The sequence below is a fragment of the Microbulbifer maximicatervae (SeqCode) genome, from assembly GCF_052468155.1.
Window position 1 is genome coordinate 5011723 of record NZ_CP174335.1, and the last position, 12420, is coordinate 5024142.

Sequence of the window (12420 nt, forward strand, 5' to 3'; positions counted from 1 at the left end):
ACCAGATAGTGTCCTTTTCCTACACCAGAGCCACCAGATGCTATCAATCTAAGAGTTATTTGATCGTGTGTTAGACACGTAACTTATTGATTTTACAGTAATTTAAAAGTCACTCAATGACGCCATTCACAGTACTTCCTGGTTAGCGAATTACTAAAAAGGAGAAAGTAGTCGCTCACAGGAAGAGAAGTATTGAAAACGGGCTTAATGCCCGTTTTTTTTATTTTGAGCATTCCAGTTTCCTCTTCACTCTAACCATAGACTTAAGTTCTATAGAAACTCTTTCTCTCCCCCTGCCGCTGACCATCTCGGCAATGCATTTGGATAGCGGCTTGTATTCGCGCATAATGCCCCGCATTAATTGGTATAACAGCTATGCCTCTAGATGAGCAGGCCTTCAGTTATCCCTACTCGCCTATTACCTAGCTACAATGAATTGATATATGAGCACCCCAGATTTAAGTGAAATAACTAATCTCAGCTGTGAAGATCGCTACGAGTATTTTCTGAGCATAGCCGGAGAAGAGCGGGAGATCTGGATACTGATCGATAGCCAAAATTGCTTTCTTAAAATACACACCGATGAAGATGGTGGCTTTGAATATCTGCCAGTATGGCCAAGCGCTGAATTTGCCCAAGCCTATGCTGAGAATGAAACGGGCCTCACCCCTAAAAGCATTCCCTTACCACAGTTTTTAAAAAAATGGCTTTCTGGCTTAAAAGGTGACGGCATTGAAATAGGTGTGTTTCCTGCGCTGGATAAAAGCGTATGGATTACTAGCTCAGAGGAACTAGAGACCGATCTACGGGAAGAGCTGAACAACTTCTAATAGGCTACTCACGTTGAAGCTACCGCTTCAAAAATCCGACAGAAAAAGTTCAGCTCTATTGAATAAAAATAAGATAACAGGGTAAACACCTGTTATCTTACTTGGGTAATGTACAATTACAGATTCGCCGCCTGATATTTATATATACCATTCACTTGAGGCGTTGCAATGAAAACCAGGAATAAAATAAGTTTCGACGCCACCAAAAACTATAAGGAAGAGAAAGATATAAAGCCGGCCTTGCCCGCTTATAGCAGCGCAGTCGCCAGTGCAAAGCATTCGGAAAAGAAAAGCAAATAGTATCCGGTTGGATAACTTTCACGTCATCTAAATCTCCCCATAAGTCGATATCCGAACTCAAAGCAAAATCCAAAACTCTTCCTCTAGAGAGTAGGTAGATATTAACTCCCTGATCCAGAGACCACCAATCATGTAGGATAACTAACACTTTATCGAGAAATTGATATTGAGCAACAATCTCTCTGCCATAAACGGGTATAGCTCTTTGGTTGGGGCCATCAATTAATACGACTTTACTATTATCAATTGGATTAAGCTTGAAGTGATTCACCTCAGAGAGAAAAGCGTTCTTCACTACCCTACCCCCTTAAATTCCAGACCTCTAACTTTACTACAAACTTTTAATCCAAAATATAGCTCCCTGAATTAGCAGGGTATTAAAAAAATATTAATATGTTCCTCTAATTGGGTAATGGTTATCAGGATTTCGGATAAACTCGATACCCACCAATAGCGTTTGCAAGTCAGGCCTCGCAAAAGGTGCATTGGAAATGTCGACTATTTGCAGCCTTCCAGATTCGTTGATGACAAAAACACCCGGTTCAGCAAAGGGCCTATCTGTTTCTTCAGGGGAGCGGGGTTTTGAAATATAGAGCCCAAGCTGCTGCATTTGGGGTATTGATAAACCGTAACCGACAGTAAATCCCGGCTGAATTGCTTCCATATGCAGAGAAGCTTTTTCCTCCGTATCGGCAGAGACAACAGCCACGTCAATACCCTCCGCATGATAGCGGGGTAGTAGTACACTCAAGACACGCAAATACTTGGTACATAGTGGGCAGTGCTTACCTCGGTAAACGACTACCATTTGCCAAGGGAAACTACCTTCAAGCTTCCCCAGTACCAACTCACCTCCACCAAGTCGCTTTACTTCTATTGCAGGAAAATCGATACCAGCAGCAAGCTTTATATTGCTCATTAGCACCCCACTTGAGAATATAAGAAGAGACTTAGTCAACCAATGAATCCCACCGTTAGTATAGGAGACTCGATGAAAAAGCCCCTTATTCGTTTTCTATCAACGCTATTAGCAGCCGGACTGCTAAGTGGCTGCCCTGCTAACCACCAAAGTAACTCTTCTCCTGAAAGTCATTCCCAGCCTCTTGAGTTCTTACCTGCCCTGAAAGGGGACTACTTTAAGCTGGATTCAGCGATTATTGGGCGCCCCTACCATATCTATACTCGCCTGCCTGAGGGCTATAATCCAAACGAGGATACAACCTACCCGGTCATTTATCTCCTCGATGGGGATTCACTGTTCCCAATTTTGGCTACTAATCACCTGTTTATGCATTACGATGATTACGCCCCCGAGGCGATTATCGTAGGTATTGCTTACGGCTCATTTAAACCCGAGCTCAATCATCGCAGTTTTGACTTTTCACTACCCGGTGACAGTGACACTGACACTGACACTGACACTGACACTGACACTGACACTGACACACTTAAGTATGGCGGTGCACCGCAGTTTCTCAACTTTCTAGAGCAGGAGCTCTTGCCAGCAGTTGAAAGCCGCTACGCGGTAAACCCTCGACAACGGGTTCTCTTCGGCCAAAGTCGAGGGGGATATTTTGTGCTGTACACTGCCTTTACTAAGCCCGACTTATTTCGAGGCTTGATAGCTAGTAACGCCACCTTTCTTCCACAACAGGAGTTTTTCCATAGGGAACCTGTACAAGCAACAAGAGAAGATCTGACTCTGGCAGTAACCAGTGGCTCCAAAGACATGCCAAACCTACGCAATGATGCACTCTCCTGGCATAAGCACTGGAAAGAACGAGAGAACACTCCCTGGCGCATTGCATTTACAACGATTCCAGGCGGTACCCATGCGGCAAATAGTACTGACAGTTACCGTTTCGGAATCCATGAGATTTTTGCGGAAGAGATCGAAATATCTCGTATGAAGGCAGAGAACAATTTGCAAGAGGTAGAGGATCACTAGAGCTAAAAATTAATAGAAGTAAATATATGATTCCCGCAAACTAAAAAGCCCGCTTTTAAGCGGGCCTTTTTTAAAACGATGAGTTAATTACTCTGTACAGGCAGCAATACGACCAGCCGTATTTTTACCGGCACCACAGTTCAGGCCATCGGGGATACCGGTGTAGTCTGGGGCCATAATACCGCCGTTACGCTGAGCGTCATGATCGGTATAAATGCTCGCCAGGTTATAGGAACGCGCTGTCCCCTTATTGTCATTATCGCAGGAGAAGATAGCGCTTCCGTAAGCAATACCCAAGAAGGTCTTGTATTCCTTCAGATTTGACCACAAGTTGCGCTTAGCAGAACCAGAGCAGTTCATCTGGGAAGCCAGATTGATATAACCATCGTCCTCACCGCCCAACAGCAAAGAGCTAGCACTCTCAATACCTGGGAAACCGGCGTAGCCTCCAATGGTATAAACCGGTGCAGCCAGGTTAGTGCCGACATAGTTGCGTACAGCATAGACATCATTGGTTTGCAGGTAACGTACTGCTGCGCACTCACGACCGATAAACCAATCGTTGATCAAATCTTCGATCCAGCTACCGTTACACAGTCGATCAACCCCTTCAGTACCGGTGATTGCACCACCAGTAGTAAAGATTGCCGCGATACCGCTAATGGCAGTATCAAAGTCCACTTCAACTGCGTAGCTATCATTCAGGCCTGCGACATTAACGGTTTCGGTTTTCTTCTTACAGCTTTTCCAGAACCAGGAGCCAGTACAAACCTTCGAGGTTTCGGTCACAGTATTGGAATCCAGCTGGTTGTAAGCACGGTTATAGTAAGGGGACCCCGGTACGGCATTGCCCGCAAGGTACATCATCTGGGTGGCGCCCTGACTGTGGGCGATCACGTAGAAAGTGTCATCGGCAGCACACTGGTTTTCATGCTCATAATCATCGCCTTCGCCATTGCGAATAGCGATTATCTGCCGAGCGATTTCACCCGCGGTGCCGTCATGCCAGTAGGGCATCTCGCCCTCATCGGTGGAGTTGTAACCAACCACACCGTAATTGCCGCCATTTACACGCAACTGTTCAATAAAGTCACTACCCGCGTATTCATCGAAGTAAGCCTCACTCCAATAATCTAAAGCCGGCTGCTCAAGATTACCCTGGGAGTTAGTACGCTGCTTGATATGGCCCTCAGTACCATGGCCATGAACCAGGATGTAGCAGTTATCCGCACTTGCAGAGGCTGATCCCAAAAGCCCCGCTAATAGTAAAGAGAAGCTCGCACCCAATCGTTGATAAAGTGTCATTGTGATGTCCTTTTATTTTTGCTCGGGCTTGGTCCCAATTTATTAAATTGTCTTTTTATGTTGCCGAGACTGTTTTATGGCTTGCGAAAGGTATCCGGTTAATAAGTGCCAAGAATATGACTAATAGCGCCAAATAGAATCTTAGGGCGACAAGCAATATGACTTTTCAGTCATAAAGAAATGGAGGTTTAGATGAATGTGACATAGTTTGCAAAAACTAAGAACCGCGACTTCGCTCTAGGTCACAGTATTGATGAAGCTAAAGGTGAGTGAGCACTTCCAAAAAACTTTTGGAGCAAGCTATCTTTTCGAAGAAATAACTTACGTAAAGAAAAGGTTGAAATCGTTTAAATTTTGATCAACCCCTATCGTAGCACACAAGTATCGTAGCCACTTTTCTATCGATATACCTATGACACGTTATGCACCCTTTCCATAAAAAATTGTGGCACTAAATTAAAACATGCAGCAAGAATTACAAGGTATAAATATATGAGCACCTCTACGGAGATAATTTTTAGAGTCTAACGACTCGGGAAATATACTACATATACTTAAAATCAAAAGGTAATCATCTAGTAGTAGGTTATCCACCGATCGAATGCATACTCATTGAACCTCTACGATAGGAAGGGAAAAATGATAGAGCCAAAAAGGTTTTGGGATAAAACTGCAGCGCGCTATGCCAAAAGCCCTATAAAAGATTTAAAAAGTTACAAGAGAAAACTGGCTATAACACAAGAATATTTGCAGGCAGACTGGTCTGTATTGGAATTCGGATGCGGTACCGGTAGCACCGCCATTCATCACTCATCCTATGTAAACAGTATAACTGCCACTGATATTTCCGAGAAGATGCTGGATATTGCCAAGCAAAAAGTAAAAAGTGCCGCTATTAAAAATATAAGTTTTCAACAAGGCACCTTAGGTTCACTAAAATTCGAACCAGATAGTTTTAACGCCATCTTAGGGTTAAATATATTGCACCTTATCGAGGATATAGATGGTGCTATCGCGCGAGTTTACAATTTATTAAAACCCGGGGGCATATTTGTATCAAGCACTGTATTGATTAAGAAAAGCAATTGGCGATTCTTGATCCCAGTGATGCAACGCATAAACCTGGCCCCTTATGTCCACAAAATTGACAGGCAGGAGCTTTTAGACAAGCTTACACGAGTTGGTTTTTTTATTGATCAGGAGTGGCAGCCTAGTAAAGAATCAATTTTTTTGATAGCAAAAAAGTAAGTTCTTTATTCCCCATATACGTGGCCATATTTCAGAAATCAGGACGAGTTCCAGTAAAAAAAGCAGGAGAGCGGTAAGGGGGAGCCCCCTTACCAAATTAATCTCCCAGTATCATTACAACAGTTCAGGAGAAAAAATTAATTAACGCTATTTGAGTGGTAAATCATCGCCTGCCAAACATTTTGCTGACCACTCACATAGTTATCATGCGTTGGATTCTTGATATAAGTCCAAGCCACCTTTCCATCGCCTAAATACATAGGCTCATCCAAGCCACCCCAACCATAATTTGGCAATTCTACGGGCCCTTCAAGTACATTTAAATCTGCATCAATTTCCATTACATAGAAGGCCTTTGGCACTAACAATCGCTTAGAACCGTTATCGGCATAAATACGGTTATATGCAAGGTTGTCAGAAATACATTGGAATTTGGCATACCCCAATAAGTAGCGCCCATTTTTCAAGTCGACAAGTTGTGGATCACTGATTTGGCAATCATCATCCTCAACCAACCAATTAAAACCCTGGCCTTCCATACTACCGGTAGAGCTGACTTTGGCGATGCCAATACGGGTTAATGAGCTGGAATCTAATGCATCACCAGAATATAGCCCCTGTCTTGTTATTGTGGAGAAACTATCGTCATCTTCCCAATAGTTATAACTCATGTAAGACAGGAAACAGTTTGTAGTATCGTAATCTGCACAATCTTCATCAAACGGCCCCTCCCCAGACAGATCAATACCGACTTCATCCTGCAGAAAGCGATCCATATCCGCATCTTCAATATATTTAGGCGAGACGATCAAAGAAAGATTCGTATTGGCATCCACTGGTACAACAGTATGACCGCCACCATTTGATACCATCGCAGACGTTGATGGTACGAAGTGATTAAAGCGCCCTTCTGTAGACGAACTGGAAGTTTCCATTTTCACTGCAATGGTTCCGAGTTGCCCATGAGTGCTACCTATCCAGTCGTTCCAATCACTGGTACAAATTGCACCAAACATCTCATTGTCTGGATTATAGAATGAGCGAATGTTTACTACATGACCATCGCCGCAGGCCCAATACCAACCGCGATTATCTGAGCTGCTCATATCCAGGGACCAATTATTACGGTCAATAACCGTTAAGCCTGCCGAATAGTGAGAACTCCCATTTCCATCAAATACCCGTGCAGAAACTGAGAAACCATAGCTACTACGACCCTGGCTGTCATCCTCAACATAAATCAGCTCTTGTGCGCCAAGATGAGTTCCACCGTGCATTTTATTTACTACGTAAGCATCAGGAACTTCACTTAAAGGCTGATTTTCCCACTCTAGCAGCCAAATCTGCTCGTTATAGCTGTAACTGGCATCTCGAATGTGTTGCAGTAAATCGTCATAGTCGCCAGAGGATAGACTGGAAATAATATACTCCATCTCCTCTTGCATATCGGACCCTTTAATAGTGGTAAAGGATGGCGAATCCCCAAAATCAGTATCCGGGAAGTTTGCCTCCAAACCAGCAAGGAAATCGTCAAACGTCAGCGTAGGGTGTTCAGTAAAGAAGTCGATATATTTACCGTGGTTGGTCGCAACCAGAAGACCAATTTCATTCGCAATACGGGATTCAATGGTGTCAATGTTATCTTCCATTTTCATCCACGTTGAACCGTATTGCCCAACAAGGTCAGCTTCAACCTCATAACGCTCATTGGCTTGATAATCTGTATTGCATAGAACTGCTACTGTGGAGCAATCAGAGCTTACAGCCACACCGTGGGATTCATAACACTGATTTAACAGCGTTGCATTACCTGTTGGCTCAAAACTGGAAGTATCCGGATCATACTGTAGCTCATAAATAGAACCGTGAGTTGTATCCGCAGCAGTGTCCCCCTCTGACAAAGTAGTGGAAACAAACATTCTCGGAGTATCGGTATCTGTTGCACAGGTCGCAGTATAACTACGAATCGGGATATCAATATCCTCTTCATCCTGCTCCCCGTCAGTTCGCGCTATATAGTGTGCCATCTGGTAAACCTCACGGGCATTGTTCATACCTTCTGGCAAAGTTACGTCAATGGCAGTCAATGAGGCGAAGCCTAAATCTGTATGCTCTACGTCTCCCACCACAACTGTAGTGCCCACATTATCCGAGATCGGATTATCATCGCTGCCGGACGAACCCTGATCGCTACCGCTACCGCTACCGCTACCGCTACCGCCACTATTATTACCACTACCGCTACTATCTGAAGAGGGGTTATCCGAATCCGAAGAGGAGCTCCCTCCACCACCTCCACACGCGGCCAGCAATACCGTCAAAGAAAGCGCTATTAACTTCTTATTTATCAGTAAACCCATCAGCTCTGCCCAACTCGTATGTCACTAAGATAATTTGTTATTGCTTGCTGTCATCCATTGAATTTTTATCCTCAATTGATGACCAAGTGCGCACTTTAAAGTGATGCAATCGATTGTCTGTGAACTGGTTTTAGAACCTAGCTGAGACCGATAAGTGGTAATTTTGCAGCGATAAACGGTACTAAAATACCAAAGCAGTAATAGTCGTATCATGAATGGTAATTGGGCGATACTTTGCGAATGTACAACTACAACGAACGGTTTCAGCTGCAACAATTGGATAGAAACTAGGAAAGCCGATATAGTGCTATTAATCGGCAATAAGCCAGTTTCCTGATAGATTGTCATTTATTCACAGTTTGGAAGTGTCAATATGAAAAGACTTGCTCTTTTAGCTTCGCTAATCATACCCAGCCTTTCAATGGCAACCCCAGAGATTAAAGGCTCCCCCCAGGACTTACGTGACCTAATTTACCCAATATCAAGAGTTGTGACTCTCCACGGCAGTGCAAAAGAAACGGCTTATTCAGACCAAGCTATAGTCAATATTATTGTCACCACTGAAGAGCCTCTCCTATCAGACGCCATTGCCAGCAATAGTTCTTTGCGTGAACAATTAACCGAGAGCTTAATAAAGGCTGGCATAGACCGAGCTAAGATTAAAAATTCAAAATTTTCATCTTCCCCACAATTTGGTTGGCTAGGCAAAAACCCTTCCAGCTATAAAGTTATTAACAGGGTTGCAATAACTATTAACAAGGAGGGACATTTACAGTCTATCGCAAGGCTAACCGATGAAAATAAAGAAATAGAAATAGTGAGTACTTCTTTTGAGCATTCAGAAGTATCTGAATATACAAAAAAGGTCCGATCTAAGGCGCTAGCCAAAATCATGGAACAAAAAGCTGACTATGAGAGAACCCTGAGCATTCAGTTAACACCAGTTAATGTCCGTACAAATAATATCGGCTATCATGGGACAGCGGGAGCTGGAGCAATAGAAGAGGTTATCGTTACTGCATCCAGAACTCGAAACAGTAAATTTGAAGATAGCTTTTCAGAAGCATATATAGAAACAGAGGTTAGTTCCTTCGACGAAGTTCAGTATGAGGCTTCGTTGTCCGTGGACTTTCAGGTTGTGCCGTCAGCTACAACCGATTAACTTTCGATCAAGCATTCAGGTTGGTAGGAGTGAAATAAATACTTCTACCAACTAAATACCCCAGTTGTTTAACCTACCGAAAGTGATAATACCTGGCTAATCTCATTCAAACTACGATTTGACTGGGACTGCCAAGTTTCGATGGCTGCTTTTAGTGCAGCCCAGTCTTTCTTGGAGGAGGGAGACTTGTCGACAACCCCTTCTCGGATTAAGGCTCGAATGGTATCACTTGCAAAAACCAAAGTATCAACTCCCATTCGTCTTAGAAATACTTGGGCAGTCTTACCGCCGAGTCGATCACCACCTTTACGCAAGTACAGAAGATTCTCAATATAGTTGTCTGTATTCCAGCTAGAGAAATACGCTCCCAAACTTCCATGCTCATTAGATAAATGCCAAAAGAAGTCTGCATTTCTCTGAATGGAGCGAGTTTTAGTCCAGTGCTTGATCATACCCTCCTGCCGCATTAGGTCATCTAACGCCTCTTCCGGTAAGTAACGACAGAACGAAACATCAAAGCCATAAAAGATCCTCTCTATATCCGGCCACTTTTTTTCAACAACCTTCCAACTAAAACCGGCTTGAAAAACAGCCCGGGATGCCGATGACAACCACTGACTGTCATGTATCTCTCTCAAGAGCTGCGCAGGCTTTGGCTTCACCAGCTTCGACTGAAGTCCATCTAACCCTCCAAATCGATCAATCACAGGTGCCTCAATGGCGGCGAACTCACGCATAATTCAGACCTTCCAGTAAATCTATCTCCATTCTACGCCTATAAATAGAAATTCAAAGTATTTGAATTTTTAGCGGAATACTAACAAGGGGGTGCGTGTTTATCCTACCCAAACAACGCGAAAAGCCAACTGACTCTAGAAGTTAATATTTCAGAAAGCTGAAAAAGAAAAGGACATTTCAACTTCCCCAACAAATAAAGGGGAGCTAGCTCCCCTTTATTTACATGATACTTAAGTAGAGATATAAAGAATAATTAGCTACCCATAATCAGACCTATATCTCTAAAATAAGCATAACCTATTTATTACTTAACCTTCTTATCAGTCTCTCCATTTTTATACCCAAGTAAATCGAGGTAAAATGCATACTGTAAAGCGGTCTCCTTATAGCGACGGAAACGACCCGAAGAGCCACCGTGACCTGCTTCCATATTGGTATTGAATAACAACTGATTTTCATCGGTCTTCAATTCGCGTAACTTTGCCACCCATTTCATTGGCTCAAAGTATTGCACCTGGGAATCATGTAGCCCAGTGGTTACCAACATATTGGGGTAACCCTGAGCTTTCACCTGGTCATAGGGAGAATAGGAAAGCATATATTCATAACTATCCTTATTATTAGGATTGCCCCACTCGTCATACTCATTAACAGTCAGGGGAATTGACTCATCAAGCATGGTAGTTACCACATCAACAAATGGCACCGCCGCAGTAACTCCCCGGTACAAATCCGGCTCCATATTGACTATCGCCCCCATCAACAGCCCCCCGGCGCTACCACCCGAAGCAAAGATCTTATCAGGGGCGCCATATTTTAATTTCCCCAACGCCTTGGTAACATCGATAAAATCAGTGAAAGTATTCTTTTTATTGAACATCTTTCCATCTTCGTACCAGGCACGCCCCAACTTTTGGCCGCCACGAATATGGGCAATAGCAAATACAAAACCTCGGTCAAGCAAGGACACCACTGAAGAGCGGAACCAGGGGTCAACGGTACTACCGTATGAGCCATAGGCATATTGCAGTAATGGATTAGAACCATCTTTCTTAAATTTATCTTTACGATAAACCAAAGATACCGGCACCTTAACACCATCTCGTGCCGCTACCAGGATACCCTCGCTCTGATAGTGCTCTGGGTCAAAACCACCCAGAACTTTGTCTTGCTTAAGCAATTCCAAATCGCCACTATCCAGCTTGGCTTCATAAACACTATTTGGTGTCGTTAAACTCGAATAAGATACTCGAACACTCTCTGAGTCCAAGTTTGGATTTGAACTCAAGCCCAGTCTGTATACTGGATCATTAAACCCGACTTGAAGGTCCTTATTATTCTCTAAATTGATAATTCGGAGACCCGTTTGCCCCGCTTTTCGTTCTATTACTGCCAGATGATGATCAAATAAAGTGAAATCTTCCAACAAAACCTTACTACTATGAGGTATGACTTCCTGCCAATTAGACTTATCTGCTGCGTCATCCATGGCAACCTTCATAAGTCGGAAGTTTTCAGCTTGCCAGTTAGTCATGATATAAAAATCATTCCCTAACTTTAGCGCTGAATACTCATGATCCTCTTCCCGGGGGTATAAGGGAGCAAAATCCGCGAGAGGGGTGTTTGCGTCCAGGATTGACTGGCCACTGCTAGTTGTAGAGCTGTGGTGAATGCGTATCAGCTCTCCATCCCGGGATTTGGAAATCCACGTATAAAAAGCCTTATCCATCTCTTCGTAAACAACAACATCTTCACTCTGTGGCGTGCCCAACTTATGGCGCATTACCTGATAGCCAAGCAGAGTTTGATGGTCTTTATTGATATAGAAGACAGTTTGGTTATCGTTTGCCCAAACGGCAACTGGTGAAGCATTCTCCAATTTATCTGGCAGCATCTCACCGGTCTTTAAGTCCTTGAAGCGAATCGTGTAAACACGGCGCCCAACACTATCTTCAGGATATGCTACCAATTGATTACTGGGAGAAACCGCCAGACGCCCTACACTAAAGTAGCCGTGGCCTTCAGCCAGCATATTCACATCCAGCATAACCTCTTCAGGTGCTTCCTGGGTCCCTTTACGTCGCGCGTGGATCGCGTATTCTTTCTCGGGAAGATAGCGGCTGTAATACCAGTAGCCATTATAATAAACAGGAACCGTTGATTTATCTTTCTCCAGACGACCAGTCATTTCCTCAAAGAGTAATTCCTGTAACTCTTTGGTGTGGTGCATTACCGAGTCGGTATAAGCATTTTCTGCTTCGAGATGAGCAATAACATCTGGCGCCTTACGTTCATCGTCACGCATCCAGTAGTAATTATCGATGCGCTCATGGCCATGCATAACCATTTTATGAGGTACTTTCTTGGCTACAGGAGCGGAAGCCTGTTCGCTAAACAAGGTTTTGTCCTCTGCTACTTGGTTATTTTCTGTCTCGCCACACCCTACTAAACCAAGGGTGAGCAACAGTGTTGCTGTGGTTTTATTCATAGAACTCTATCTCTCCTACCTATTTTTCTTTGTTCCATTGA

Annotated in this window: 10 protein-coding genes; 4 read left to right on the forward strand and 6 right to left on the reverse strand. The window is 43.6% G+C overall.

Annotated elements, in window-relative coordinates; all coding sequences use genetic code 11:
- Positions 1–443: 443 nt before the first annotated feature.
- A complete protein-coding gene (locus tag ACJJIY_RS21590) occupies positions 444–830 on the forward strand; it encodes a DUF2750 domain-containing protein (RefSeq protein WP_445358807.1) in 387 nt (128 codons plus the stop codon).
- Between the two features lie 151 nt (positions 831–981).
- Here the strand turns inward: ACJJIY_RS21590 and ACJJIY_RS21595 are convergent, their stop codons facing one another.
- Positions 982–1425, reverse strand: coding sequence for a hypothetical protein (locus ACJJIY_RS21595; RefSeq protein WP_445358808.1), 444 nt, complete (start codon positions 1423–1425; stop codon positions 982–984).
- A 93-nt stretch (positions 1426–1518) separates the two neighbouring features.
- The gene (locus ACJJIY_RS21600) at positions 1519–2049 is read right to left on the reverse strand and encodes a redoxin domain-containing protein (RefSeq protein ID WP_444896441.1); all 531 of its coding nucleotides are present in this window, start codon (positions 2047–2049) and stop codon (positions 1519–1521) included.
- 72 nt (positions 2050–2121) lie between these two features.
- Here ACJJIY_RS21600 and ACJJIY_RS21605 point away from each other — a divergent pair, with 72 nt between their 5' ends.
- A complete protein-coding gene (locus ACJJIY_RS21605) occupies positions 2122–3078 on the forward strand; it encodes an alpha/beta hydrolase (protein WP_445358809.1) in 957 nt (318 codons plus the stop codon).
- Positions 3079–3165: 87 nt separating this feature from the next.
- Here the strand turns inward: ACJJIY_RS21605 and ACJJIY_RS21610 are convergent, their stop codons facing one another.
- Entirely contained in the window at positions 3166–4383 is a 1218-nt protein-coding gene (locus ACJJIY_RS21610; protein ID WP_413662963.1) for a hypothetical protein, read from the reverse strand.
- A gap of 639 nt (positions 4384–5022) precedes the next feature.
- On the opposite strand from ACJJIY_RS21610, the gene ACJJIY_RS21615 reads away from it, so the two are divergent.
- Positions 5023–5631, forward strand: coding sequence for a class I SAM-dependent methyltransferase (locus ACJJIY_RS21615; RefSeq protein WP_444896439.1), 609 nt, complete (start codon positions 5023–5025; stop codon positions 5629–5631).
- Between the two features lie 137 nt (positions 5632–5768).
- On the opposite strand, the gene ACJJIY_RS21620 is transcribed toward ACJJIY_RS21615, so the two are convergent.
- Positions 5769–7991: a hypothetical protein gene (locus ACJJIY_RS21620; protein WP_445358810.1), complete on the reverse strand. Its 2223-nt coding sequence runs from the start codon at positions 7989–7991 to the stop codon at positions 5769–5771.
- Between the two features lie 373 nt (positions 7992–8364).
- On the opposite strand from ACJJIY_RS21620, the gene ACJJIY_RS21625 reads away from it, so the two are divergent.
- Positions 8365–9153, forward strand: a complete 789-nt coding sequence (locus tag ACJJIY_RS21625; protein ID WP_445358811.1) for an SIMPL domain-containing protein — start codon at positions 8365–8367, stop codon at positions 9151–9153.
- 68 nt (positions 9154–9221) lie between these two features.
- On the opposite strand, the gene ACJJIY_RS21630 is transcribed toward ACJJIY_RS21625, so the two are convergent.
- Together ACJJIY_RS21630 and ACJJIY_RS21635 are read right to left on the reverse strand one after the other, a co-directional pair.
- A complete protein-coding gene (locus ACJJIY_RS21630) occupies positions 9222–9890 on the reverse strand; it encodes a DNA-3-methyladenine glycosylase I (protein ID WP_445358812.1) in 669 nt (222 codons plus the stop codon).
- Between the two features lie 305 nt (positions 9891–10195).
- Positions 10196–12379 (reverse strand): S9 family peptidase, encoded by a 2184-nt coding sequence (locus ACJJIY_RS21635; RefSeq protein ID WP_445358813.1) that lies wholly within the window; start codon positions 12377–12379, stop codon positions 10196–10198.
- Between the last annotated feature and the right edge of the window lie 41 nt (positions 12380–12420).